Here is a 25067-nt window from a genome sequence, read left to right on the forward strand (position 1 = left end):
ATTTGCAGCGGCAGCCGCCCTTTTATCAGCGATCCTTTGACTGCGATCAAGAAAACCCTGTTCTCCGGCTGTGGCCAGTCTATGCTTTTGCGCGGAGCTGATTTGATGCGCAAAGACATACATAATTCAAACATACCAGTGCGTTGCATAAGCTGTGACGTCCGCCACAAGGGTGTGTGCGGTGCGCTCAGCGCCGAGGAGTTGCTGGCGCTTTCGGCACATACGCGCCTCATCAATCACCAAGCGGGCGACGAACTCGCCGGCGAGAAGATGCCGGCGGAATTCTATGCCACTGTGATCCGCGGCGTCGTGAAACTCACGAAGACACTGGAGGACGGACGACAGCAGATCGTCGGTCTGCAGTTTGCCCCGGATCTTCTCGGCCGACTGAATGCGGACGAGAATGCCGTGTCGGTGGAGGCGGCCTCCGACGTCAATCTCTGCCGCATTCCCAAGGCTGCGCTGGAGCGCATGGTCAAAAGCAACCCAGCGCTTGCCGAACGCCTGATGGAGCAGACGCTGCGCGAGCTCGATGAGGCGCGCGACTGGATGGTGACGCTCGGGCGCAAGACAGCGGCGGAGAAGGTTGCGAGTTTTCTGTTTCTGATCGCGACCCATCTCGATCCCGAGGTCGTCGGAGAAAAGCGCCAATTCGACCTGCCGCTGTCGCGGGCCGATATTGCCGATTTCCTCGGGCTGACGGTCGAAACCGTCTCCCGCCAGATGTCGAAGCTCAGGAACGATGGGGTGATTTCGACCGTCGGCAACCGGCAAATCGAGGTCCTGAAGCTGTCGAAGCTCAAGGCTTGCTGCGGTTCCTGACAATCCTCTGTGAGGCATCCTCGAATGCATGTTGCCGAGGGCGCCTATTCCGTGCAGGAGTGTTCGTTCACGCATTCGCTAAGAGATATACATGTCCGCCGTTGCCAATCCGCTTGTGTCCCGCCTGTCTCCGCCTCCCATTCCCTCCGTTCTAGCCTGGGCTCGCGAATACAAGGGTGGCAGGGGACCGTTGGTCGATCTTTCGCAGGCTGTGCCCGGCTATCCCGCTCATCCCGACATGTTGCGCCTGCTCGGCGAAGCGGCATCCTCGCCAAAGACGACCGGCTATGGCCCGATCGAGGGCGAGGGCGTGCTCAGGGATGTCTATGCGAAGCATATGTCTGATGTCTATGGCGCGTCGGTTTCCGCCGCCAATATCCATATCACCGCAGGCTGCAACCAGGCCTTCATGTCGGCGGCAATCGCACTTGCCGGCTTCGGCGATACGGTGGCGCTGACCAATCCGTTCTATTTCAATCAGGAGACGACGCTATCGATGCTCGGCATCAAGCGGGTCCTGGTCGACTGCGACACTGAGAATGGCTTCCTGCCCAAGGTTCAATCGGCCGAAAGGGCGCTAGCCGGCGGTGCCAAGGTCCTGGCGGTGGTCACGCCGAACAACCCGACGGGTGCGGTCTACCCACCTGAACTGCTGCTTGAGCTGTTTACGCTCTGCCGCAGGCATGGCGCATGGCTGATCGTCGACGAGACCTATCGCGACTTCCTTCCCGAAGGCTATGGCGCGCCGCACCCGCTGCTTGGCATCCCGGGCTGGGAAGACACCGCGATCCTGCTTTACAGCTTCTCGAAGTCCTTCTGCATTCCGGGCCATCGCCTGGGGGCGATCACGGCCGGCGTCAACATCGTTGCCGAGATCACCAAGGTCATGGACAACATGCAGATCTGCGCGCCGCGCGCCGCCCAGGTTGCCGTTGCCGCAGCGATGCCGATCCTTGCAGATTGGCGGGAAAAGAATCGTCTGGAAATCGTGCGCCGCGCCGATGCGTTGACAGCCGTAATGGCGGAATTGCCGGGCTGGGAGATCGGCGCCGTCGGGGCTTATTTCGCGTTTATCCGCCATCCTTTCGAGGAGCTTGGCTCGGCGGCGGTTGCAGAGCGTCTGGCGAAGGAAGCCGGCGTTGTCTGCCTGCCGGGAAGCTACTTCGGGGAAGGGCAGGAGCGCTATCTGAGGCTCGCTTTCGCCAATGCAGATGCGGCTTCGATCGGCCTCCTCGCAAACCGCCTTCGCTAACGTCGAAATGACAAAGGTCCGCAAGAGCGGACCTTTGTTCCTTCCGGCTGGTTTTCGAAATCAGACCACGACCGTCAACGGCGGTATCCGCTTTTCTGCCGGGCTATCCTGCTCGGAGGCCTCCAGCAGATTGAGCTCCCGCCGTTCCTTTTCCGACACGATTGCAAGGTCGATGACCTTCTGCAGGTTTGCGGCGTGGCGGAAGGTCGGGTCATCCTGCTTTCCGGTTCTGACCGCTTCGGCAAAGCGCTGGTAGTTCGTCGGCACAGCGGGAACATTGATATCGCGCCAGGTGGCCGTCTCGATGTCCTCGCCGAAGCAGCCGCGCAGTTCGGAGCCATCCAGACGGTGGATCACTTCCAGGCTGCCCTTTTCGCCGTAGATACGAAGCTTCAGCTCGTTGAGATGGCCGGTTGCCCAGCGGGTCGCATGGATGACGCCGAGCGCACCATTTGCGAAATCGACCGACATGGTGAAGCTGTCATTTGCATCCAAAAGATACTCGCCGATCTGGCCGCCCGGAGCCTTGTTGAAGGTCTTCAGCCGGGCAAAGACATGGTCGATGTCGGTTGCAGCGCCATAGGCGGCGAAGTCGAGGATATGGATGCCGACATCGCCGAGTACGCCGTTAGAGCCGTGACCGGTCGACAGACGCCACAGCCAGCGCGATTCCGTGCGCCAGTCGCCCCAGGCGCGCGAAACCAGCCAGCTTTGCAGATAGGAGGCCTCGACATGGCGGACAGTGCCGAGCTCGCCGGCCAGCACCATTTCGCGGGCCCGCTGCAATGGGGCGACGTTGCGATAGGTGAGGTTGACCATGTTGATGACGCCCGCAGCCTCTGCGGCCTCCGTCATCTCCAGCGCCTCGGCGTAATTCTCCGCCAGGGGCTTTTCGCAAAACACATGCTTGCCGGCGGAAATCAGCGCCAGGCTGGTCGCGTGGTGGATACGATCCGGCGTGACGTTGGTGGCTGCGTCGAATTCACCCCACGCGATCGCTTCCTCCAGTGTGTGGAAACGCTTCTCGATGTCGAAGTGATCGGCAAATTCGGCAAGGCGCGCCGGGTCTGTATCGACGGCGCCGACAACCTTTACGCCCTTGATGGCAAGGAAGTTGGTAACCTGGTTTTTGGCCATCGTGCCTGTGCCAAGAACGAGTAGTCGCATATGTGTGCTCCCTCAGCGGTAACCGGCTTCGCCGGCCTGATGCAGTCGCGGGCCGCGTTCGACGATCGGTTCGAGAGCCTTTTCGACCGGAACATTCGGGGCATCGGTGATGCTCTTCAGATCGCCCTGCGGGTTATATGCCCATTTCACGCCGTTGATGAGTACCTTTTGAACATTGGCATCATGATAGGTCGGATAGGTTTCATGGCCAGGGCGGAAGTAGAAAATGTTACCGGCGCCTCGGCGCCAGGTGAGGCCCGAGCGGAAGACCTCGCCCCCCTGGAACCAGGAGATGAACACCGTTTCCAGCGGCTCGGGCACCGAGAATTGCTCGCCGTACATTTCCTCGTTTTCGAGAACGAAGTTTTCTTCGAGGCCGGCCGCGATCGGGTGGCGCGGATTGATTGTCCATAGACGCTCTCGCTCGCCGGCCTCACGCCACTTGAGGGCGCAGGGCGTGCCCATCAGCCGCTTGAAGATCTTCGAGAAGTGGCCGGAGTGCAGCACGAGAAGGCCCATGCCTTCCCAAACGCGTTTGGCGACGCGCTCGACGACGACGTCGGACACCGCGCCGTGGTCCTTGTGGCCCCACCAGGTCAAGACGTCGGTTTCGGCAAGGCGTGCCTCCGTCAGGCCGTGCTCGGGCTCTTGCAGCGTTGCCGTCGTCGCCCGAATGGCAGGATCGGTGTTCAATGCATTGGCGATCGTCGTGTGCATTCCATCGGGATAAATGCCGCGAACGATGGCATTGGTGGTTTCGTGGATGTTCTCACCCCAGACAATGGTGCGAATAGGCAAGGCTTTGCTCCTTCATGCGAATGTCGGATCGGCCTCGATGGGAGGCGAGGTGATCCTGTGGTTTGGGTAAAGTCAGGCCGCGCCCTTCAGGGACATCCTTTCGAGCGCGCGGCCGGATTGGTCGAAGCGGTGCACGCGACCATGCATCGGGGAAACCCCGAGTTTCTGGCCGGGCTGATGGCCCGAGACGCCCGTTTCCCGCACGACGAGCGGTTCGCCCGTGCCGATATCGAGATAAACGAAAGTGTCCGAGCCGAGAACTTCGGAATGGATGACGGTGCCGCTCCAGGCGGCGTCTTGCTGGATGATCTCCATGTGTTCGGCGCGAACACCGATGGTGTAGGCGTTGTAGGGTGCTGCGAATTCACCCGTCAGGAAATTCATCTTCGGCGAACCGATGAAGCCGGCTACGAAAACGGAATTCGGCGTCTCGTAGAGTTCGAGAGGCGTGCCGACCTGCTCGACGATGCCATCACGCAGAACGCAGATACGGTCGGCGAGCGTCATCGCCTCGACCTGGTCGTGGGTGACGTAGATCATCGTCGTGCCGTGCATGCTGCGGTGAAGCTTGGCGATCTCCAGCCGTGTTGCGACGCGCAGCGCCGCATCGAGGTTCGACAGCGGTTCGTCGAACAGGAACACTTTGGGATCGCGCACAATGGCGCGACCGATCGCCACACGCTGGCGCTGACCGCCCGAGAGCTGGCGCGGCAGCCGCTCAAGGTAAGGCGACAGCTGCAGCATGCCGGCGGCCTGCTCGACGCGGCTCTTGCACTCTTCCTTGGCGCGTCCGGAAAGCTTCATTCCAAAGGCCATGTTCTCAAATACGGTCATATGCGGATAGAGCGCATAGGATTGGAAGACCATGGCGATGCCGCGCTTTGAGGGCGCATAGCGGTTGACCGCCTCGCCATCGAAGGAAAGCGTGCCCGAGGTGATGTCCTCCAATCCCGAGATCAGCCGCAGCAGGGTGGACTTGCCGCATCCGGAGGGGCCGACGAAGACCATGAACTCGCCCTTGCGGATATCAAGCGAGACGCCCTTGATAACGTCAAGCGCACCAAAGCTCTTGCGGATATTGTCGAGTCGAATCCGTGCCATATCGTGCTTTCTTCAACCTTTGACGCCACCGGCTGTCAGGCCGGAAATGATGCGTCGCTGGAATATTAGGACCAGGACAACGACAGGGACCGTGACGATGACGGATGCTGCCATGATGTTGCCCCACGGGATTTCGAACTGGCTGCCGCCCGAAAGCAGGGCGATGGCAACCGGCACCGTTCGCTGAGCGTCCGATGACGTGAATGTTAGGGCGAAGAGGAATTCGTTCCAGGCCGTAATGAAGGCAAGCAGCCCTGTGGTGACAAGAGCCGGCCACATCAGCGGCATGAAAACCTTTGTGATGATGACCCAGGCAGAAGCGCCATCGACGATCGCCGCCTCCTCGATTTCGATCGGCAGATCGCGCATGAAGGTGGTCAGAACCCAGACCGTAAACGGCAGGGTAAAGATCATGTAGGAGAAGATCAGCGCGAAGGGGGTGTTGAAGATGCCGATCCAGCGGATCAGCTCGAACAGGCCCGCAAGCACGGCGATCTGCGGGAACATCGAGACCGACAGGATGGTCAGCATCAAAAGCGCGCGACCCCGGAAATTGACACGGGCAAGCGCATAGGACGCCGTCACCGCAAGCAGCAACGAGGCCGCGACCACGAGGACCGCGACCAGCAGGGAATTGCCGAGGCTGCGGATGAAGCTGCCCGTGGTCAGGACCGTCGTGTAATTGACAAGCGAGATCGAGGTTGGCCAGTAATTGACCTCGAAGAGAGCGGTGCCGGCTTTGAAGCTCGTCAGGATCGCGTAGTAGAACGGGAAGACCGCGACGATGACGATAACCGTGACAAGCAGATAGAAGAGCGTGTTCTTGGTGAGCGTCAGGAGCATCAGCCTTCGCTCCCGCCGAGTTTGACGCGACCGAGCCACATGTAGAGCACGGTGATCGCCGCGATGATCAGAAAGAGTACGGTCGAGGCCGTTGCTCCATAGGCGAACTTGTCGAAATCGAAGAGGTTTTCGCGCGCCATGACGGACATGGTCTTCGTCTGCGCATTGTTCGGCGTCAGCACGTAAATGAGATCGAAGATGCGCATGGCGTCGAGCATGCGGAAGATGACGGCGACCATGATGGCAGGGCGGACCAGCGGCAGCGTCAGCCGCCAGAAGACACGGATCGGGTTGATGCCGTCGATTTTTGCCGCCTCGTAGATATCGGCGGGCACCATCTGCAAACCGGCGAGGATCAATAGCGCCATGAAGGGCGTCGTCTTCCAGATGTCGACGATCAGCACCGCAATCATCGCCGTCTCGGGATTGGCGGTCCAGGCGATCTTCTGGCTGATCAGGCCGAAGCCGAGCAGGATGTCGTTCAGAATACCGAACTGATCGTTGAGCATCCAGGCCCACATCTTGGCGGAAACGATGGTCGGGATCGCCCAGGGGATGAGGATGGCGGCTCGCACGATGCCGCGGCCGGGGAAATGCGCGTTCAATACAAGCGCGACAACGAGGCCAAGGATGGTTTCGATGGTCACAGACAGGAACGCGAATTTCATGGTGTTCCAGACCGCATTCCACCAGTTCGGGTCGGCGAGCAGCCCGCTATAGACCGTGCGCCCGCTCTTCAGCGTGATCCAGGAGAGATAGTTCTTGAAGCCGACGAACTCAGCCCCGCTCAGATTGGTGAGCGATGCGTTCGTGAAGCTGAAATAGATGGTTCTGAAGAGAGGCCATCCGGCAACGACGGCCAGAATGAACAGGGTGGGGGCCAGGAATATCCAGGCGGATCGGATGCGCTCGGCGCGCAAGTCCGACGAGGTCCTGACGGCGCGCGCGCGCGATCCGACGCTTGGGGAAACTGCGGCTTCAGTCATGAGATACCCGCTTCTTGAGGCGATTGACGGTGCCGTCTTCACAAAAAAGGGCAGCGGCGCAAGCTCGGCCGCTGCCGATGCTGTCGACTACCAGTTGTCGCCCTTCAGCGACGTCAGGTCGGCCTCGAGAAGCTCGAGGTTTTCTGCGGACGTGCCATTGCCAGAAAGCGAGTTGTGAACAGCCGTCCAGAACTTCGAGGAGACCTCGTTGTACTTGACCTTGGCCGATGCCGACGGACGCGGAACGGCATTCTGGAAGATCGGCTTCCAGTTCGGCATGAACGGCTGTGCGGCGGCGATGTCCTTGTCATCGTAAAGTGCCACAAGCGTCGGCAGGTTGGAGAGCTCGATCGCCCGCTGCTTCTGCCTCTCCTTTGAGGTCAGGAACTTGACCAGGGCGATCGCCGCATCCTGGTTCTGCGAGTATTTGGAGACGGCGAGGTTCCAGCCGCCAAGCGTCGAGGACGGGCTGTCGCCCTCCTTTGCGACCGGTAGCGTGGCGACGTCGAACTTGCCCTTGACGGCGCTGTCGGCACCATTGCCGAGAGCGTAGGCATATGGCCAGTTGCGCATGAAGACGGCATTGCCGGTTTGCCAGACGCCGCGCGACTCTTCTTCCTGGTAGGCCAAAACGCCAGAAGGCGAGATCGTTCCGATCCATCCCTTGGCGCGATCAAGCGCTGCTGCGGCCTTTTCGTTGTTGATGGAAATGGTGCCGTCCTGCTCGATGATCTGGCCGCCGCCCGACGACTTGACCCATTCAAGCGCATTGCAGGTCAGGCCCTCATAGGCATTGCCCTGGAAGACATAGCCCCAGAGATCCTTCTGGCCGGCGGCGCGTTCTTTTTCCTGGATTTCCTTGGCGGTGGCCGCCATTTCGTCCCAGGTCTTCGGCGGCTGTTTGCCGTACTTGTCGAGCAGGTCCTTGCGATAGAACAGCGCCGGCGCGTCGGTAAAGAGCGGCATTGCCACGAGGCGACCGTTCACGGTCTGCGAGGCAATGATCGATGGGAAGAAATCGTCAACGACATCCTTTGCGGCATCCTTGAGATCGACGAACTGGTCTGCAAGCTGCGGAGCCCAGATAACGTCCGTCTGGTAGACGTCGACGTCCTTATTGCCAGCGGCGAGCCAGAGGCGATACTGCGAAAACTGTTCCGAAGAGGAGGATGGCATGGTCACGACGCTGACCTTGTTGCCTGTTGCCTTCTCGAACTCGTCGAGCTGCTTGCGGAACAGCTCGAGATTTTTGCCGGTCGAGTTTGCGGAAATGCTGAGATTGGCGGCAAACGACGGCTGCGCGACACCAATCAGCGCGGCCGCGACGGCGACCGCTGTGAAACGAAACTTCATATCTCCCTCCCAAAAGACCCAAACATTGAAAAATTGAAAACGGTTTGGCTGAAAAAACTTGTCAGAAGGCCGATATTGAGTCAAGCCGGTACTCGTGTCAAAGTCACACAACCGCGATCAAATAGTGATAACAAAGTAAAATCAAACAGATGCTGTTCTGATCGGTTGTGGGAAAAGATCAAAACGCTACATCTTGGAACATTTAAAATTGAAAACGGTTTGGCTGTTTGTAAGCTGCTATGCTTAGGCCATAAGAAAGACAGCAACTGGCGGCAGCAAGCCAGACAGACCAGCACGAAAGACGCAATGTTTTATGAAGCTTAAAGAGTTCGCGAAACAGGTCGGATTGTCGCCAACGACAGTCAGTCGTGCGCTGAGTGGCTATCCCGAGGTGAGCGAGACCACGCGTGCCCGTGTCGCGGAAGCTGCCGTCAGACTGGGTTACAGCCCGAACATCAATGCCGTGCGGCTGAAGACGGGAAGGGCCGGCGCGATCGGAGTGGTGATGGGACGTGCCGGCGAGTTCCACTTCGCCGAATTCATGGCCGGCATGGCAGAGCGGCTGGTTGCGGAGGAGACCGACATCCTCGTCATCCCGATGGCGGATCCGAACCAGGAAGACGAGATGCAGCTCTACCGCCGACTTGTGGAGAGCCGCCGCGTCGATGCGATCATTGTGCATTCGCCCAAGCCCAACGACGAGCGCATTGCATTGCTCCACGAACTCGGCATGCCGTTTCTTGTCCACGGTCGCTCGGCCATCGACGTGCCGCACGCCTGGCTTGATATCGACAACGAAGGTGCGATCAAACGGGCAACATCGCATCTGATCGATCTCGGTCATCGACGCATCGCCATGATCAATGGCCGGGCGGGCGCGACCTACGCGCTTCACCGCGACAGCGGCTTTCGCAAGGCTCATCAAAGTCACGGCATCGAGCCCGATCCGCAGCTGATGGCGAGTGGAAACTTCACCGACGAGCTTGGCTTCCGTTTCGCGCGATCCTTCCTCGAACAGCCCAACCCGCCGAGCGCCTTCGTGGCGGGATCCATGATGAGCGCACTTGGCGTCTATCGCGCAGCCCGGTCGCTGGGGCTTCAGATCGGTCGCGACGTGTCGGTCATCGCGCACGACGATGTCTTTCCGTATCTTACGGCGGACAACATGGTGCCATCGCTTTCGGCAACACGCTCCTCGATGCGCGCGGCCGGAACGCGGTGTGCCGATCTTGTGCTGCAGCTGCTGTCGGGACGATCTCCACTGGAGATCCACGAATTGTGGCCCGTCGAGCTGATCCTTCGCGAATCGACCGGGCCGGTCAGGTAGACCACCTTCTGATGTCATAACCGCGTATGGCCTTTTGCCCCCGTTGACCGTGGGTAGAATATCGCGCGTTTCTTAAAAACCATGGAAAGATGATTTCCGCGACAGCGAAAATTCGGTGCCTGGTTGATTGAGCAGACGGGGCGAAGATCGCATATTGGCTGCAGTTGCTCACGCATGTTGGCCATTCCTCCCGGTCGACGAGCAGCTGTTCCCCCTCTGGAGGTTTTGACCTTCTCACTCCCGGCCACCGTTCAAATGCGGTGGTTTTTTTGCCTGTCGCCCTGCCGCTGCAGCTCGGAACATTCGGTTCCGGCTCCCGTTTCCCCCGGGAGGAAAATGCTGAAGGAGAGCGCCATGCAGGTTGTCGGCACACAAGTGATCCCCGAAATGGGCGGCAAGCTCGGTTTTACGGTCGAGTTTGTAGGTGATGGCGGAGAGGTAGTTTCCGTGGTCTTGCGCAATGACGAGGCTAAATCCATCAACCCGGGCAATGCTGTCGAATTGGCCAGGGCCCTCATGCTTGAGATGGCCGCGGCTGGGGCAGGCGACGGCAACGCCGACAGGCCAACGACGCGGATGACCGCTCGTCGAGCAGGCGATCGCAATGTCATGGAAGAACAGCTTGACGAGGGATTGGAAGGCACGTTTCCGGCGAGCGATCCGATTTCGGCAACCAGTTCCACAATCTCCAGGCCAGCAAAAGAATGTGAGTGAAACGACGAGATCGCTTCTTCTACTCTGCCGTGGTTCGAAGCTGTCGTCAGGGCAGATGGGGTTCGGCAACTATTCAGGCGAGAAAGAGTGCGAGAGCCCACCACGTCCGGGAACTTTTTCGCTTCCAATCGGTTGAATCTCTTCGTTGTGGAGTGGGGGCGAGTGATCTGGTGGCCAATTTCCGGAAAGTCGATCGCAAGAGTGGGCAGATGGATGCCCGCGACAGGCTGATCGTTGCCCTTTACGCGCAGCTCAAAGCCGAGCGCCAGACACGCGAAACCCTTGAGTGGGTCATCCGCAACGGGGCACTGTCGAAGGATGTGCTGGAGGCGATTGCTGCCGATCCAGTTCCAGTCACCGGCGATGACATCGCATCCGTCGAGAAAATCATCGCCCTGGACGAGCGGCGCAAACGCAATCGGCAAAACGACAACTGAGGGGAAAGTCATGGCAGCTCGGGCAAGTTGGAAAGGCCACCTGAAGGTCGCAGACCTTGTCTGCAGCGTGGGATTATATACGGCCGTTTCGACCTCGGAGCGCATCTCATTCAACATCATAAACCGCAAGACCGGCCATCGGGTCGAGCGGCAGTTCGTCGATAGCGAGACGGGCAAGGCTGTCGAGCGGGATGACCAGGTCAAGGGATACCAGCTGGATAACGGCCAATACATCGTCATCGAGGGCGAGGAGATGGCAGGCGTCATGCCGGAGAGCGACAAAGTTCTGAACGTTCAGAATTTCGTGCCCTACAGCGAAATCAACAAGCTCTATTTTGATCGCCCATATTATCTGGCGCCTGTCAGCGGGGACGACGAGGAAGCACTCGGGCTGATTGCCCGCGCGATGCGAGATCAGGAGGTTGCCGCTATCGCAGAGGCGGTGCTGTTTCGCCGCAACCGCACGGTCCTGATCCGGCCGCAGGACGACTATGTCGTCGCGACGACGCTGAGCTTCGACTACGAGGTCCGCAATCCGGATACGATCTTCAAGGACATTCCTGACATGAAGTTCGACAAGGAGATGCTCGAGCTGGCCGGTCACATCATTGGAACCAAGAAGGGCGCGTTCAACCCGCAGGAATACGAGGATCGTTACGAGGCGGCGCTATCCGAACTGGTGAAGGCAAAGATCGAGGGCAGGGAGCTTCCGAAAGCGAAGCCAAAACCGCAGGGCAAGGTCATCGATCTCATGGATGCCCTGCGTCAGAGCGCCAAGCTGAGCGCCAAGCCGCGAGCCGGAAAGGCAGCGCGCGCCGATAATGGGCAGACGAAGGCAAGCTGACCATGGCTCTGGAGGCCTATCAAGCCAAACGTAATTTCAAGGTGACGCCAGAGCCGCGCGGGAGCAAGCGCGGCGGAAAACCTCCAGCACAAACCGCGCTCAGCTTCGTCATTCAAAAGCACGATGCGACGAGGCTGCACTATGACTTCCGGCTCGAGCTCGACGGCGTGCTAAAGAGCTGGGCTGTAACCCGCGGCCCAAGCCTCAATCCCGATGAAAAGCGGCTTGCCGTCCACGTCGAAGACCACCCGCTGGACTATGGCGACTTCGAAGGCATCATTCCAAAAGGTCAGTATGGCGGTGGGACGGTGCTGGTTTGGGATCGGGGCACATGGACGCCGAACGGCGATCCGCACAAGGGTTACAAGAAAGGTCATCTCGAATTCGATCTGGACGGCCAGAAATTGAGCGGCCGCTGGCATCTCGTTCGCATGCATGGCAAGCCGGGCGAGCGGCAGGAAAACTGGCTGCTCATCAAGGCGGAAGACGCGGAGGCCCGCCACAAGGGCGACATTCTCAAGCAGCGCCCGGAATCGGTAAAAACAGGCCGTAAGATCGAGGAGGTGGCGAAGAACCCCGACGCCACCTGGAACTCCCGCCCCAAGGGCGCGGCAAAGCCCGCCTCTATAAGATCTGCAGCAAGTCTGGCAAAGGCAAAACGCCACGCGTGGCCAAAGGGGGCGGAAAAGGCGACCATGCCTGCCTTCATCGAGCCCGAGCTTGCCAAGCTCAAGGCCAAGCCTCCGTCAGGTGAAGGGTGGATCCACGAGATCAAGTTCGATGGGTATCGTCTGCAGGTTCGGCTTGAGAGCGGCAAGGTCACTCTGCTGACCCGCAGCGGGCTCGACTGGACGGAAAAATTCGGGCCGGAAATTACGACGGCGTTCACGGCACTGCCAGCGAAGTCGGCGATCCTTGACGGTGAGATCGTCGTCGAGCGGGAAAATGGCGCCTCCGACTTTTCGGCTCTGCAGAACGATCTCAGCGCAGCCCGTCACGATCGTTTTTTGTTTTACGCTTTCGACCTGCTTTATCTCGATGGATACGACCTGCAGCAAGCGTCGTTGACGAACCGCAAGGCCTTGCTCGCGGACCTCATCGCCGATGTCGATGCGAGGCTTCGCTTTAGCGAGCATTTTACCGAAAAGGGTGCAGTTGTGCTCAATCATGCCCGCCAGCTCGGGCTCGAGGGGATCATCTCGAAACTCGCTGACAGCCAATACGTGTCGGGGCGGACCGGCGACTGGGTCAAATCGAAATGCCTGCAGAGGCAGGAACTGGTGATCGGTGGATATGTGCCTTCGACGGCGATGAAAAATGCGATTGGCTCGCTGGCCATGGGCGTTTACCGCAATGGCAAGCTCGAGCATGTCGGCCGGGTCGGAACAGGCTTCAGCGTCAACCTCGCGCACGAGCTCTATGAAACGCTGTCGGCGTTAAAACAGAGCGAGAGTTCGTTCGACGATGAGCTCACTGCGGAGGAGCGTCGCGGACTGGTCTATGTCAAACCAAAGCTTGTTGCCGAGGTCGAGTTTCAGGCGTGGTCGGCGGATAACAATTTGCGGCACGCTGCGTTTCGTGGGTTGAGAGAAGACAAGGCGCCAGAGGAAGTGATGCCCGAAGCAACAACGACGACCGCTCAGGAGCTGCCGCAATCGAGCGTCACGCTTACCCATCCCGATCGGATCTACTGGCCGCAGGAGGGGATCACCAAACAGGGGCTGGCCAGCTACTATGCACGCGTATGGCGCTTCATGGAGCCCTATGTGACGAAGCGGCCGCTCGCGTTGCTACGCTGCCCCGACGGGATTGCCGGTCAACGGTTTTTCCAGAAGCATGCCTGGAAGGGCATGAACGCCAATATCGAGCAGATCACCGATCCGAAGGACCGGGGCGGTGAGAAATTGCTGCGCATCATGGACTTCGACGGAATGATCGCGCTCGTCCAATCGGCCGTGCTGGAGATCCATCCGTGGGGGGCGACGACCGAAAGCTGGGAGCGACCGGACATGATCACGATGGACCTCGACCCGGCTGATGACGTCAGCTGGGCTGAGGTGATCGCCGCAGCCTATGAACTGAAGGAGCGTTTGGAAGCTTCGGGCCTGGCTGCCTTTGTCAAAACCTCCGGCGGAAAGGGGCTGCATGTCGTGACCCCCCTCGAACCGAAGGCCAGCTGGGCACCCGTCAAGGCCTTCGCCAAGGCGCTTGCCGATGGCATGTCGAAGGATCACCCGGACAAATATCTGGCGACCGCCACGAAGGCGAAGCGGAACGGCAAGATCTTCATCGACTATTTGCGCAATGGTCGTGGCAACACGGCCGTCGCCGCCTATTCGACCCGTTCGCGTCCGGGGGCAGCCGTTTCCATGCCGCTTGCGTGGAACGAGCTGACCGAGGAAATCGGTCCGGCCTACTTCACGCTCGACAATGCTCCAGCGCGCCTTGATACCTTGCGCAGCGATCCATGGGCGGATTTCTTCGACGCCGCCTTGCCACTTAAGAAACTGAAGTAGCGGACCGGGCTGCGATTTCTCAGTGAGATTTCGGACGTCCCGTTTCCTTGGCCAGGCTCTTCTTCAAAGCATCCATGATGTTGACGACATTGCCCGTCGGGGCCCGCGTCGGCTGCTTTGACGAAGGAGGTGTGGCTTTGACGAGGTTCTTCTGCTTTGCACGGATCATGGCCCTCAGACGCTTCTGGATCGGATCCTGCACCATGGCGGGCTGCCAATCTTCGGTTCGGTCCTTGACGAGCTTCTTCATCAGGGAGAGCACCGTGTCATCAACCTTGCCGTGGCTGTCCAGGGTTGCTGCCGGCGGGCGGACTTCGTCGCCGAAATGCAGCGTCCAGAGGATGATGCCCTTGCCCTGAGGCTCGAGGAGGACTGCACGCTCGCGCCGGTAGAGAACAAGCCGCGCTATGCCGACGACGTCGTTTGCCTTCATTGCTTCACGGATGACGCAGAAGGCTTCCGTGCCGACCTTATCTTCCGGGGTGAGAAAATGTGGCTTGTCATACCAGATCCAGTCGATCGAGCCGCGTGGCACGAAGGTGTCGATGTCGATCGTCTTCGTGCTTTCCAGTCCGACTTCATCGATTTCCTTGTCCTCAAGAATGACATAGTCGTCTTCGCCGCGGGGATATCCCCGGGCCTGATCCTTGTCGGCAATCGGCTTGTGGGTGACGCTGTCGACGTAGCGGCTTTCAACGCGGTTCTTCGTCTTTCGGTTTAGCACATGAAATCGAAGCTGGTTACTGTCTGTTGTCGCCGGTGTTAGCGATACCGCTGCCGTGACGAGTGAGAGTTTGAGATAGCCCTTCCAATAGGTCTGACGTGCCATTTACGCCCTGGCGCCCTTACGCCATCTCCCATGCCCGCATTTGCGGCAATTTTCTGAAACGAGGAGACCAGCGGTTTGGTTCCATTGCAGATCGCAAAGTCTGTGAATGCGGTAGCAGCAGTGCCCACTGCAAGCTTGCCGGGGCAGTCGGAAACCGTCTATTCGATTACCACCTGCACGTATGTAGCACCGCTCTTGGCGTAGTAGAGTGATCCGCAGCGGTAGTAATATCCCCCGAAATAGGCTCCGTAGACGCAGCCGGCCGGCAGCGTACTGACGTAGACATTCGTTCTACGCACGACACGGCGCGTCGTCCGACGGGCGACGCCCGCATAGGAGAGCGGCGTCAGCGGATGCCCGACGACGGCCTCCGCCGGCGTGGCAGCCATGAACGTGAGCGTTGTCAGGTCACGGCCTTCCATGCTGACGTCAAGTGAGGCGAAGGCAACCGCGAGCGCAAATGCGAAAATCCTTACGGCGGTTTTCATTGTGCATCTCCCATCATGCCTGTGGGCGCCGGAAGCTCATCGATCTGCCCAAGTTCGCTAAGGTCGACCTTCTTTGCATCGCCCGGTATCTCGATCGCGAAGTTTGCGAGCTTCACATCTTCTCCCGTGCGGAAATTCCGCACCTCGAGCATGTATTCGGGTGCCTGCACCACGTGCTTGCTGGTAACGACGTAGCGCTTCGGGATAGGTTTTGCCCCAGTCGCGATCCAGATCTGCCAGTCGACGTCGTTCTTCCGGAAGGTCAGGTATTCGCATTCCACGCCATCGACGACAGCGCTTGCAATGTGCTTGGCCTCGGTAACGCCGTCCATCAGCGCATCAAAACTGTTCGACAAGAGGAGATCCGAGCCGGGGATTTCAGCGCCGGCGTTCTGCAGCCGGTCGAAGAGCTCGTCGAGGCTGCCTTTCGCATCGATCTGGGCATAGGCATCGAGGTTCTTGCCGTGAACCGTGAACTTCATGCCATCGAAGCTTGCGTCAAGGTCGGCAAAGCCTCCCGTGCGCGTCACCCGGATCTTGTCCGGACGGCTGACCGTTGCGGTGCCGGAGCTGACGAACTGAAGTTTCTCGAAAGCCGGCGTCACGGCCTCCACCGACGAGACATAGTCGAATGAGAACGTCTTCTGGGCCGCCATATAGTCGGACATTGCCTTCAGCAGTTCCCTCGAATCGTCCGCCCACGCCCCGGACGCACCGCAAAGTCCGGCGGTCATCGCGCACGCGGCAACCACTGCCTTGAAGTGCGTCGGCAGTATGAATTTCGACATGTCACGGCCCTCACTTTGACAACGGTTGACTGGGTACGCGTTGAATGCTGGCTACGCTAACGTCGCTGGCGCCATTGCCATCAGTAGACGGGTCAAAGGCAAGACTTTCCCCTTTGGACATGCCTACGAGGCATTCAAGAACAGCCCGGCAACTTTAGCCCGATCCGGCGGAGGCGAAGCTACTGCAACGTTTATTTTCCTGCGGCCGAAATGAAACTGTAGGTTCAACTTTGTCGCATATCCCCATCTATATCGGCAACTATTTATCGCGTGCGTTGCTATTGCCTTTCGCGCAAATATTGTCCCATACTGCACAAAGCCTCGGCATTTGGAGCACTGGGATCCACTGCGGGGCACGCATGAAATCCAAAGCTCGTGCATCCGTCGAGGTAGGGAAAATGCGTGGCAGATCGTATCGGGGGCCATACCTAATCGGGATTGTTGCAGTGGCCGCCGGCTTGTCGTCGTGCGACAGCGGCAGCAATTCGTACGTCCCACCGCCACCGCCGAAGGTGAATATCGCCCAGCCGTTGCAGCAGCCCGTGATTGAATATTTCGAATTGACCGGCAACACCGATGCGATCAGCGCCGTCGATATCGAAGCGCGCGTGCAGGGCTTTCTCGAGTCGATCGACTACAAGGACGGCACTGCAGTAAAGAAGGGTGACAAGCTTTTCGGCATCCAGCGCGACACCTACAAGGCGCAGGTCGACCAAGCTCAGGCGCAACTCGCCTCGCAGCAGGCCTCCCAGGTCGGCGCGAAGCAGGAGTATGACCGGCAGCTCAACCTCATGAAGCAGGAAGTGACGACGCAGACGTCCGTCGATAGTGCCAAGGCAACGCTCGATGAGGCAAACGCCGCCATTCTGAATGCGCAGGCGAGCCTCGATCTGGCAAACATCAACCTCGGATATACTGAGGTGGTGGCGCCCTTCGACGGCACCGTGACGGACCATCTTGTCGACGTCGGCGCACTGGTCGGCGTATCCGGCCCCACAAAGCTTGCCACCATCGTGCAGACCGATCCGCTCTACGTCTATTTCAACGTAAGCGAAGCGCAGGTCCTGATGATCAAGCAGAGCCTGGCGAAGGCAGGACACAAGCTGACCCAGGTCGATCTTCCGACCATACCGGTTGAGATCGGGCTCGGTAACGAAGAGGGATACCCACACAAGGGCCACCTCGACTATGTCGCTCCGCAAGTCGATGCCTCGACAGGCACACTCTCGGTTCGAGGCATCATCGACAACAAGGATCACGCGCTCTTACCCGGTCTCTTCGTACGTGTTCGTGTCCCGGTCGCCCACAAGGACAAGGCGCTTCTCATTCGCGACGATGCAATCGGCACCAACCAGCAGGGCAACTATGTGCTGGTTCTTGGCAAGGACGATGTGATTGAACAGCGACCCGTCAAGATCGGTCAGCGCGACGGGACGATGCGTGTGATCGAGCAGGGTATCGATGTTGGCGATTGGGTGGTCATGACCGGCACCCAACGGGCCGTGCCCAATATGAAGGTCACACCTGAGAAAATCACCATAGACGCAGCCCAAGCAACGGGCGATCCCAGCGGATCGAAGGTCCAATGAACCGAGACCCGGCGCGATCCAGGAGGCGAAGCAGATGATCTCGCGCTTCTTCATCGAGAGGCCGGTGCTCTCAAATGTTCTGGCTCTGGTCTTCGTCCTGATCGGGGCCGTCGCGCTCTTTCAACTGCCGGTCGCTCAATATCCGAACGTGGTTCCTCCCACCGTTCAGGTGACGACGCGTTATCCCGGCGCGAGCGCCAAGACCCTCGTCGATACAGTGGCGCTGCCGATCGAATTGCAGGTCAACGGCGTCGAAAACATGCTCTACATGCAGTCGACCAGCGCCAGCGACGGCACCTATTCGCTGACGGTGACCTTTGCCATCGGCACGGACCCCGACCAGGCGCAGGTTCTCGTCCAGAACCGCGTCGCGATCGCAATGCCATCGCTGCCTGAGGCGGTACAGGTGCAGGGTGTCACCACGCAGAAGAAGTCGACGTCGATCCTCGGTTTCGTCAGCCTGACGTCGCCGGACAGCCGTTACGACAGCCTGTTTCTGTCGAACTATGCCGTCATCAACCTGCAGAATGAACTTGCTAGGCTCCCAGGCGTCGGCAATGTCAACGTCTTTGGCGCCGGTCAGTATGCCATGCGGATCTGGATGGATCCGGATCTTCTGCAGGCTCGAGGCCTGACGCCGCAGGACATCATCAATACCGTGCAGCAACAGAGCCAGGAGGTGACGGCAGGGCAGGTGGGACTACCGCCAGTGCCAAGCGGGCAGGACTTCCAGTACACTCTGAACGTCAGCGGCCGGCTGAACGACGCTCCTGACTTCGAAAACATCATCGTCAAGGTCGATTCCCAAGGCGGTGGCCGGATCACTCGCGTGCGCGACATCGGTCGCGTCGAGCTCGGGGCGCAGACCTACAGCCAGTCGTTCCTGCAGAACCGACGACCGGCAACCGGTATCGGCATTTTCCAGTTGCCGGAAGCAAATGCCATCGCGGTTGCCGAATCCGTCAGGGGCAAGATGGCCGAGCTCGCAAAGAGCTTTCCGCCAGGCCTCGAATACAGCATGCCTTTTGATACGACGAAATTCGTCAAGGCGTCGATACGCGAAGTCTACGTGACGCTGATCGAGGCCGGGGTTCTGGTCCTGATCGTGATCCTGCTCTTCCTCCAGGATTGGCGGGCCATGCTCGTGCCGGCAACAACCGTTCCGGTGACGATCATCGGGGCGTTTGCGGCGATGGCTGCGCTTGGCTTCACCGTCAATTTGTCGACGCTGTTTGCGATCGTGCTTGCGATCGGCATTGTTGTCGATGATGCGATCGTCATCGTCGAAGGCGTTTCACGACATGTCGAGGGCGGAATGCCCGGCAGGCAGGCGGCAGAAACGGCAATGGACGAGTTGCTCGGACCCGTCATCGGCATTACGCTCGTCCTCATGGCGGTCTTCATTCCGGCTGCCTTCCTGCCCGGGCTGACCGGTCAACTCTATCGGCAGTTTGCGCTCGTCATCGCGGCAACCGCGCTGATCAGCGCGATCAATGCAATCACTCTGAAGCCGACGCAGTGCGCGCTGTGGCTGCGGCCGCCCGTACCACCCGAAAAACGCAATTTCTTCTATCGCGGTTTCAACCGTGCCTACGATGCGGCGGAGAACGGATATTCCAGGCTTGTTGGCGGTCTTGTTCGCCATAGCGGGATCGCAGTCCTCGTGGGTCTGGCGCTGATCGGTGTCGCTTTCTGGGGGCTCTCCCGGCTTCCGACGGCCTTTCTCCCCATCGAGGACCAAGGTTACGTCCTCATCAGCGCGCAGTTGCCGGACGGTGCCTCGAAGGAACGCACAGATGCAGTAATGCAAGAGGTCAGTAAGATCGCCGAATCGACGCCCGGCGTCGATCAGGTTCTGACGATCAGCGGCATTTCGGTCCTCGACAACAGTGCAAGCCTGCCGAACGCCGGTGTCGCCTATGTCATTCTCAAGGACTGGGACGTGCGCGCAAAGGAGAAAGGCCAGGATCTGCTGTCGATATACCAGCATCTAAACGGTGCCCTGGAAAGTGTCATGCAAGCCAGGACGCTGGTCCTGATCCCACCAGCGATCCAGGGCATCGGCAATGCCAGTGGCTTTACCATGCAGGTGTTGCTGAAAGACGGCAGCTTCGACTTCCCACTGCTGCAGACGCTGGCTGACACGATCGTCGAACACGGGAACTCGCAATCCTCGCTCCAGCGGCTGCAGACGTCGTTTAGAGCAGACGCTCCGCAGCTCGAGGTTTCGGTCAACCGCATCAAGGCCGAGACGCTTGGGGTTACGGTTGGGCAGGTGTTCTCGGCGCTCTCGGGCTATGTCGGTTCAAGCTACGTGACCCAGTTCAACAAGTTCGGCCGCACCTTCCAGGTCTATGTGCAAGCGGCTCCGAATTTCCGCGTGCGCCCCGATGATATCCGCAATCTGAAGGTTAGGGCCGGCGATGGCACGATGGTCCCGCTTGGCACAGTGATCGACGTTAAAAGCACGCCGGGCCCGACGCTGATCAGCCTTTACAATCTCTATCCAACTGCCACGATCGTTGGCGGGCCTGCCACCGGCTTTAGTTCGGGGCAGGCGCTCGATGTCATGGAGCAGATTGCCAATCAGATACTGCCGCCAGGTGCCGGCTTCGAATGGACGGCGCTGTCCTATCAGGAAAGGGCGGTCGGCAACCAGATTTATTACGTCTTTGGCCTCGCCATTCTGCTCGTCTATTTCGTCTTGGCCGGACAGTACGAAAGCTGGATATTGCCGTTTGCCGTTATTCTCGCCGTTCCCCTTGCCCTGCTCGGGACGGTCGGCGCGCTAACCACACTCGGGGTCGCCAACAATCTCTACACGCAGATCGGCCTTATTCTGCTGATCGCGCTTTCGTCAAAGAACGCCATCCTGATCGTTGAATATGCGCGGGAAAAGCGCATGCAGGGCATGGAAATTGCCGCTGCGGCCGTGCTTGCGGCGCGGCTGCGTTTCCGCCCGATCCTGATGACCTCATTTGCCTTCATCCTCGGCGTGCTGCCGCTGGTGCTGGCAACGGGCGCCGGCGCCAACGCCCGGCGATCGATTGGTATTTCGGTCTTCAGCGGCATGATCGCATCGACATGCCTGGCGGTTCTGCTGGTGCCGTCCTTCTACGTGATCCTGCAGCACTTCGAGGAATACCGGAAGCGTCGCGCTGTCCCGGTGCCGGACGCGCAGACTTAGGTGATGCGGCGACACGCCGCTGACCTGATACCGCATTGGGAATTGCTATTCCCGGCTTGGGAAACGCACGGGCGTGCTTAGCTCGATCGTCTGCCCCGTGGGTAGCAATAGCGCCCTCAAATAGAGGGTGAGGTGCAGCCTCACGATGCCGACATGGTCGACACTTGTGATTTCCGCAAGGGAGAGGAACTATGGAGCATTTCTCGTCGTCATCATCTTTGGAAATTGCATCCACAAAGGCTGGCGTGTGGAGAATGAAGCCTGGCGTGCCGGTGCTGGCCGTCGTCGCCTTGTTTGCTGGAGCGGCCTTGTCGCAACAACCGACAGATGCACAGCGCAACGCGATCAAGTCCGCCTGCCGCAGCGATTTCCTATCCGATTGCTCCGGCGTGATGCCGGGTGGCAAGGAGGCGCTTGCCTGCCTGCAGCAGCATGAAGCGTCGCTCTCGTCTGGATGCAAACAGGCAATCAGCGCGCTCGGCGCAAGCGGCAATGCAGCCACCCCGAAATCATCTTCAGGGGCAGAGACGGCGCCGGCAACGCCGGATGCCGGCACACCCAAGGCCGCCGCACCGGCGGCGACAGCCGCACCGCAGCTTTCGCCGCGGGAAGAGATGACCATTGCCCGTGAGGCCTGTGGGCCGGACTTCCGATCTTACTGCCGTGCCGTTCCCCTTGGTGGCGGACGCGGCATCGCGTGCCTCAGGGAGAACATGGCGCGGTTGTCGCCGGCTTGTCAGAAGGTCCTGGCTCACGGGCTGTAATTGTCTTTGTTTTCACGGGCTTCGGCGCTCCTTTGTGGTGGTGCCGGATGTGCCGGTCGCGATTCGCAATACGCTTGCGAGTTCGTCAGACCTTAGTCCGATACCCAATTGGTACGTGAGCGCTAACTGAACCTTGTCCTTCTGCCCCGAAGGATGAGGGAGGCTTTAGGATGTCGCGGACAAAACCCTCCTGTAGCCTCCCTCCTCATGATCGGACCTTGGTCCAACTATCCAAGCGCGCACCGTCTGCCTAAGTTGGCCCTGTCCTTCCGCCAAAAAAGGACACGCAGGGGCACCATTGGTCCCCTGAGAGGGCTTGAGAGGTCACCAACGGGTAGGCTGACCTCTCGGCTCTCCCGTCTAGCGCAACACCCGACGTCGGCGACCCATCGCGTCCTGGCTGTGTATGTGTGTGTGTGTCGGCTTCCGTGAGTATCGACGTGGACAAGGCATGGTAGTACGTCCAATTCTCAGACGAGGTCCTCTTTCGAGGATCAGGTTTTGAAGTGAGTGGGCCTCGTACGAAGCTCCCGCAATTTTGGCCATCAAGAGTCCGACGCGAGTTTGGGATTGCTATCCAAGTCCGTTCAGACGGAAATACAGCTACCGCTCTGGGCGGCTCCGCTCAAGCTGCTCTATCGATTTCCGCGATCAATTCCAGTTCGCCCTGCAGCGGTGACGGCCAGCCTCGTAGACCTATCGCGGTCCAATCCATCGAAGTCTCTATAGGAGTGGCTATCGTTGCCTGTGCGCAATCCGATACGTATGGTGCGATCATTCTCGTGCATTCGGATTAGAGCATGATAGCGTCACAACTCGATTTCTTCGCATCCCCCCTTGCGCCGGCGACGGCAAAGACCGCCAGATCGCAGGTCGCTGCAAGAGTAGGGCAGGACGAGGAAGCCATGGCCCGGCATCTGGAGGCGACCGGCAACTTTCGTATCCTGCGAAAGCTCCTGCCCCGATCAGTTGTCGAGCGTGCTCAGCCCGAATTTCCGCGTCGGGGCGTGATCCTCGACACGGAAACCACCGGCCTTAATCACCGCACCGATGAAATCATCGAGATCGGCGTTGTCGCCTTCAGCTTTAATGACGCCGGCGAGATTGGCGATGTGACCGGCGTTTATGGCGGACTTCAGCAGCCGATCATTCCCATCCCAACCGAAATCACACGGCTGACCGGCATCACCGACGACATGGTCGCCGGTCAGGTGATCGAAATTGCCCGCCTCAAGTCCCTCATCGAGCCGGCCGACTTGATCATTGCCCACAACGCTGGTTTCGACCGGCCCTTTTGCGAAGCCTTCTCGCCGATCTTTGCCCATAAGGCGTGGGCCTGCTCGGTCTCCGAGATCGACTGGTCGGCACGCGGCTTCGAGGGAAGCAAGCTGGGTTACCTGATCGGCCAGTCTGGATATTTTCACGATGGGCACCGCGCCGTCGACGATTGTTTCGCGCTATTGGAAGTGCTCGGGCAGACACGGCTCGATTCGACCGGAACGCCATTTGCGGAACTCTATCGTGCCAGCCAGCGGTCGCGGGTTCGCATCTACGCCGAAAGCAGCCCATTCGACATGAAGGATCATCTAAAGGCGCGCGGCTATCGCTGGTCCGATGGCTCCGACGGCCGCCCGAAATCCTGGTGGGTGGAATTGCCAGAGGAAGCGCTCGACGAGGAACTGCACTTCCTGCGGGCGGAGATCTACCGCTGGGATGCCGATCCACCGGTCAGATATTTAACGGCGTTCGATCGCTTCAGGAAAGTTTGAATGGTGGGGAAGGGCGATGACGACCATTCTGGGTATCGACGCAGCCTGGACCGTGACGCAGCCGAGCGGTGTCGCTTTGGTTTCCTCCACGGCCGGCAATTGGCGCCTGATGTTTGCGGGATCGTCCTATCGCCACCTCCTGGCCCACGCCGATGAGCGGCTGATCTCCACTTCCCGGCCTTCCGGCTCGGTCGCAGAGGCAGCGGCTCTCCTAGCCGCAGCCGGGAAAATCGCTGGCGCTCCTGTCGAACTTGTTGCCCTGGATATGCCCCTTTCTCTCGAGCCGATCACATCGCGGCGAGTTTCAGACAATCTTGTTTCGGCTGCCTATGGCGCCCGCCATTGCAGCACGCACACTCCGAGCGCGATCAGGCCCGGCAAGATCAGTGACGATCTCAGGAGGGGTTTCGAGCGTTGCGGATATGGCTTGCTGACCACAGAGGTTGGCGTGCCGGGCCTGCTGGAGGTCTACCCGCATCCAGCCCTTGTCGAGCTGATGAGCGCCAAGAGACGGCTGCCTTACAAGCAGGGGAAGACCTGCAGCTACTGGCCAGCGGAAAACCCTGCCAACCGGCGCACCAAACTCTTCGAAACCTGGCGTGCAATCGTTGCCCGCCTCGACCAGAAAATTCCAGGCGCCTCGGTCGTGTTGGAGCTACCTCCGTTCGAGGCCCCAGCATGGCGGTTAAAAGCGTTTGAAGACATGCTCGACGCGGTCATCTGCGCTTGGGTCGGCAAATGCGTTTTCGAGGGAACCGCAGTGCCATTTGGTGACGATGCTTCGGCGATCTGGATACCCCAATCAGAGCTTCTGGCGTCGCCGCAGGGCCGGCCGGCGGACGATCCGCCGTCGCTGGCAGGAAGTGCCAAGCGACTTACCGCAACGGTTCCGGTCAATACCAGCCGATAGCGTGGAACGAATCGTTCACCGCATGCGCAGCTAATCAAAACCATTCGCGTGAAAGCGAGAATGCCTCGCCAGAATTGCAACTCCCTTTATGCTGCTTCGCGAAATACTAGGGCCACCGGTCCGACTCCTGTCAAGGCGACCATATCGCTGGTCATTCATCGGTCGCGCTTTAGACGCAGACGGGCTCCTGTGTAATCGCCATTGGTAATTTCAACACCGTGAGCGGCATAGGCTGCTTTGATTTTTTCCTTAGTTGCTTCCGTGGCGCTGCCGGTAGTTTCGAAGCGATGCACGGTTGAAAAAGCGATTCCAGCTTTTTCAGCAAGTTCCCTAACCGACCATTTTAGGATGGCCCGCGCTGCTCTGTTTGCTTCCGGAGTGAGTGCCGCCATGATTGCTCTAAAAAATGAATACGCTTGTAGCGAAAAACGCTTGACGTCCTCGGAGTGAACGCCTATGACTACGGTTGTAGGCAAAGGGCTGTGATTCTTCCAGCGGCATGCCCCTGTTTGTGCGCCATTTTTATCCAGGAATGACCGTGCCCAAAGCACGGGCTCGGTTTCGCACGCCAAGAATTTGGTGA

The 25067-nt window shown here is 59.4% G+C and carries 22 protein-coding genes; 12 read left to right on the plus strand and 10 right to left on the minus strand.

Translation table 11 applies throughout. From position 1 onward, the window contains the following. The first annotated feature begins 174 nt into the window (after positions 1-174). Together BN77_RS17415 and BN77_RS17420 are read left to right on the plus strand one after the other, a co-directional pair. Positions 175-822: a Crp/Fnr family transcriptional regulator gene (locus tag BN77_RS17415; RefSeq protein ID WP_007534276.1), complete on the plus strand. Its 648-nt coding sequence runs from the start codon at positions 175-177 to the stop codon at positions 820-822. Positions 823-913: 91 nt separating this feature from the next. Beyond that, entirely contained in the window at positions 914-2074 is a 1161-nt protein-coding gene (locus BN77_RS17420) for an aminotransferase (protein WP_007534278.1), read from the plus strand. Between the two features lie 60 nt (positions 2075-2134). Here BN77_RS17420 and BN77_RS17425 read toward each other — a convergent pair whose 3' ends face one another. The 6 genes from BN77_RS17425 to BN77_RS17450 form a co-directional block, all read right to left on the minus strand. Further along, positions 2135-3241, minus strand: coding sequence for a Gfo/Idh/MocA family protein (locus tag BN77_RS17425; protein ID WP_007534281.1), 1107 nt, complete (start codon positions 3239-3241; stop codon positions 2135-2137). Between the two features lie 12 nt (positions 3242-3253). After that, a complete protein-coding gene (locus BN77_RS17430) occupies positions 3254-4039 on the minus strand; it encodes a ThuA domain-containing protein (RefSeq protein WP_007534283.1) in 786 nt (261 codons plus the stop codon). A gap of 72 nt (positions 4040-4111) precedes the next feature. Next, entirely contained in the window at positions 4112-5140 is a 1029-nt protein-coding gene (locus BN77_RS17435; RefSeq protein ID WP_007534285.1) for an ABC transporter ATP-binding protein, read from the minus strand. A gap of 12 nt (positions 5141-5152) precedes the next feature. After that, on the minus strand, positions 5153-5983 hold the full coding sequence (locus tag BN77_RS17440; RefSeq protein ID WP_007534287.1) for a carbohydrate ABC transporter permease: 831 nt from the start codon (positions 5981-5983) through the stop codon (positions 5153-5155). Next, positions 5983-6969 (minus strand): carbohydrate ABC transporter permease, encoded by a 987-nt coding sequence (locus BN77_RS17445; RefSeq protein ID WP_007534289.1) that lies wholly within the window; start codon positions 6967-6969, stop codon positions 5983-5985. The genes BN77_RS17440 and BN77_RS17445 overlap by 1 nt, the downstream gene beginning before the upstream one ends. Before the next feature lie 87 nt (positions 6970-7056). Beyond that, complete coding sequence (locus BN77_RS17450; protein WP_007534291.1) at positions 7057-8322, minus strand: ABC transporter substrate-binding protein; 1266 nt, start codon at positions 8320-8322, stop codon at positions 7057-7059. Between the two features lie 313 nt (positions 8323-8635). Between BN77_RS17450 and BN77_RS17455 the strand changes: the two genes are divergently transcribed. The 5 genes from BN77_RS17455 to ligD all read left to right on the plus strand — a co-directional run bounded on the left by BN77_RS17455 (position 8636) and on the right by ligD (position 14160). Beyond that, positions 8636-9649 carry a substrate-binding domain-containing protein gene (locus BN77_RS17455; protein WP_007534293.1) on the plus strand — a complete coding sequence of 338 codons (1014 nt, stop codon included), beginning with the start codon at positions 8636-8638 and terminating at the stop codon, positions 9647-9649. 354 nt (positions 9650-10003) lie between these two features. Then, positions 10004-10363: a hypothetical protein gene (locus BN77_RS17460; protein ID WP_007534296.1), complete on the plus strand. Its 360-nt coding sequence runs from the start codon at positions 10004-10006 to the stop codon at positions 10361-10363. Positions 10364-10572: 209 nt separating this feature from the next. After that, a complete protein-coding gene (locus BN77_RS17465) occupies positions 10573-10800 on the plus strand; it encodes a hypothetical protein (protein ID WP_007534298.1) in 228 nt (75 codons plus the stop codon). A 10-nt stretch (positions 10801-10810) separates the two neighbouring features. Beyond that, positions 10811-11644: a non-homologous end joining protein Ku gene (gene ku, locus BN77_RS17470; protein WP_007534300.1), complete on the plus strand. Its 834-nt coding sequence runs from the start codon at positions 10811-10813 to the stop codon at positions 11642-11644. A 2-nt stretch (positions 11645-11646) separates the two neighbouring features. After that, a complete protein-coding gene (gene ligD / locus BN77_RS17475; RefSeq protein WP_007534302.1) occupies positions 11647-14160 on the plus strand; it encodes a DNA ligase D in 2514 nt (837 codons plus the stop codon). Between the two features lie 19 nt (positions 14161-14179). Here ligD and ku (BN77_RS17480) read toward each other — a convergent pair whose 3' ends face one another. The 3 genes from ku (BN77_RS17480) to BN77_RS17490 all read right to left on the minus strand — a co-directional run bounded on the left by ku (BN77_RS17480) (position 14180) and on the right by BN77_RS17490 (position 16265). Then, complete coding sequence (gene ku, locus BN77_RS17480) at positions 14180-14989, minus strand: non-homologous end joining protein Ku (RefSeq protein WP_007534304.1); 810 nt, start codon at positions 14987-14989, stop codon at positions 14180-14182. Between the two features lie 158 nt (positions 14990-15147). After that, complete coding sequence (locus tag BN77_RS17485; protein ID WP_007534308.1) at positions 15148-15477, minus strand: hypothetical protein; 330 nt, start codon at positions 15475-15477, stop codon at positions 15148-15150. Beyond that, the gene (locus BN77_RS17490) at positions 15474-16265 is read right to left on the minus strand and encodes a DUF2092 domain-containing protein (RefSeq protein WP_007534309.1); all 792 of its coding nucleotides are present in this window, start codon (positions 16263-16265) and stop codon (positions 15474-15476) included. Before BN77_RS17490 ends, BN77_RS17485 begins: the two co-directional genes overlap by 4 nt. 398 nt (positions 16266-16663) lie before the next feature. On the opposite strand from BN77_RS17490, the gene BN77_RS17495 reads away from it, so the two are divergent. The 5 genes from BN77_RS17495 (at position 16664) to BN77_RS17515 (ending at position 24484) form a co-directional block, all read left to right on the plus strand. Further along, positions 16664-17854 (plus strand): efflux RND transporter periplasmic adaptor subunit, encoded by a 1191-nt coding sequence (locus BN77_RS17495; RefSeq protein WP_007534311.1) that lies wholly within the window; start codon positions 16664-16666, stop codon positions 17852-17854. 34 nt (positions 17855-17888) lie between these two features. Continuing rightward, positions 17889-21041, plus strand: coding sequence for an efflux RND transporter permease subunit (locus tag BN77_RS17500; RefSeq protein WP_007534313.1), 3153 nt, complete (start codon positions 17889-17891; stop codon positions 21039-21041). 254 nt (positions 21042-21295) lie between these two features. Beyond that, the gene (locus BN77_RS17505; RefSeq protein WP_244426188.1) at positions 21296-21805 is read left to right on the plus strand and encodes a hypothetical protein; all 510 of its coding nucleotides are present in this window, start codon (positions 21296-21298) and stop codon (positions 21803-21805) included. A gap of 800 nt (positions 21806-22605) precedes the next feature. Next, positions 22606-23574 (plus strand): 3'-5' exonuclease, encoded by a 969-nt coding sequence (locus BN77_RS17510; protein WP_007534316.1) that lies wholly within the window; start codon positions 22606-22608, stop codon positions 23572-23574. Between the two features lie 16 nt (positions 23575-23590). Further along, the gene (locus tag BN77_RS17515; RefSeq protein ID WP_007534317.1) at positions 23591-24484 is read left to right on the plus strand and encodes a DUF429 domain-containing protein; all 894 of its coding nucleotides are present in this window, start codon (positions 23591-23593) and stop codon (positions 24482-24484) included. A gap of 155 nt (positions 24485-24639) precedes the next feature. Here BN77_RS17515 and BN77_RS17520 read toward each other — a convergent pair whose 3' ends face one another. After that, positions 24640-24876 (minus strand): helix-turn-helix domain-containing protein, encoded by a 237-nt coding sequence (locus tag BN77_RS17520; RefSeq protein ID WP_040677341.1) that lies wholly within the window; start codon positions 24874-24876, stop codon positions 24640-24642. Between the last annotated feature and the right edge of the window lie 191 nt (positions 24877-25067).

Origin of the sequence: Rhizobium mesoamericanum STM3625 (assembly GCF_000312665.1) — a bacterium.
Lineage (GTDB): Bacteria > Pseudomonadota > Alphaproteobacteria > Rhizobiales > Rhizobiaceae > Rhizobium > Rhizobium mesoamericanum.

Bases quoted from the DNA above. Each gene is read 5' to 3' on its own strand.
- BN77_RS17500 (WP_007534313.1), top strand. From the start codon at position 17,889: ATGATCTCGCGCTTCTTCATCGAGAGGCCGGTGCTCTCAAATGTTCTG.
- BN77_RS17510 (WP_007534316.1), top strand. From the start codon at position 22,606: ATGATAGCGTCACAACTCGATTTCTTCGCATCCCCCCTTGCGCCGGCG.
- ku (WP_007534304.1), bottom strand. From the start codon at position 14,989: ATGGCACGTCAGACCTATTGGAAGGGCTATCTCAAACTCTCACTCGTC.
- BN77_RS17450 (WP_007534291.1), bottom strand. From the start codon at position 8,322: ATGAAGTTTCGTTTCACAGCGGTCGCCGTCGCGGCCGCGCTGATTGGT.
- BN77_RS17420 (WP_007534278.1), top strand. From the start codon at position 914: ATGTCCGCCGTTGCCAATCCGCTTGTGTCCCGCCTGTCTCCGCCTCCC.
- BN77_RS17465 (WP_007534298.1), top strand. From the start codon at position 10,573: ATGGATGCCCGCGACAGGCTGATCGTTGCCCTTTACGCGCAGCTCAAA.
- BN77_RS17460 (WP_007534296.1), top strand. From the start codon at position 10,004: ATGCAGGTTGTCGGCACACAAGTGATCCCCGAAATGGGCGGCAAGCTC.
- BN77_RS17440 (WP_007534287.1), bottom strand. From the start codon at position 5,983: ATGCTCCTGACGCTCACCAAGAACACGCTCTTCTATCTGCTTGTCACG.
- BN77_RS17520 (WP_040677341.1), bottom strand. From the start codon at position 24,876: ATGGCGGCACTCACTCCGGAAGCAAACAGAGCAGCGCGGGCCATCCTA.
- BN77_RS17445 (WP_007534289.1), bottom strand. From the start codon at position 6,969: ATGACTGAAGCCGCAGTTTCCCCAAGCGTCGGATCGCGCGCGCGCGCC.
- BN77_RS17425 (WP_007534281.1), bottom strand. From the start codon at position 3,241: ATGCGACTACTCGTTCTTGGCACAGGCACGATGGCCAAAAACCAGGTT.
- ligD (WP_007534302.1), top strand. From the start codon at position 11,647: ATGGCTCTGGAGGCCTATCAAGCCAAACGTAATTTCAAGGTGACGCCA.
- ku (WP_007534300.1), top strand. From the start codon at position 10,811: ATGGCAGCTCGGGCAAGTTGGAAAGGCCACCTGAAGGTCGCAGACCTT.
- BN77_RS17505 (WP_244426188.1), top strand. From the start codon at position 21,296: ATGAAGCCTGGCGTGCCGGTGCTGGCCGTCGTCGCCTTGTTTGCTGGA.
- BN77_RS17515 (WP_007534317.1), top strand. From the start codon at position 23,591: ATGACGACCATTCTGGGTATCGACGCAGCCTGGACCGTGACGCAGCCG.
- BN77_RS17435 (WP_007534285.1), bottom strand. From the start codon at position 5,140: ATGGCACGGATTCGACTCGACAATATCCGCAAGAGCTTTGGTGCGCTT.
- BN77_RS17485 (WP_007534308.1), bottom strand. From the start codon at position 15,477: ATGAAAACCGCCGTAAGGATTTTCGCATTTGCGCTCGCGGTTGCCTTC.
- BN77_RS17455 (WP_007534293.1), top strand. From the start codon at position 8,636: ATGAAGCTTAAAGAGTTCGCGAAACAGGTCGGATTGTCGCCAACGACA.
- BN77_RS17495 (WP_007534311.1), top strand. From the start codon at position 16,664: ATGCGTGGCAGATCGTATCGGGGGCCATACCTAATCGGGATTGTTGCA.
- BN77_RS17490 (WP_007534309.1), bottom strand. From the start codon at position 16,265: ATGTCGAAATTCATACTGCCGACGCACTTCAAGGCAGTGGTTGCCGCG.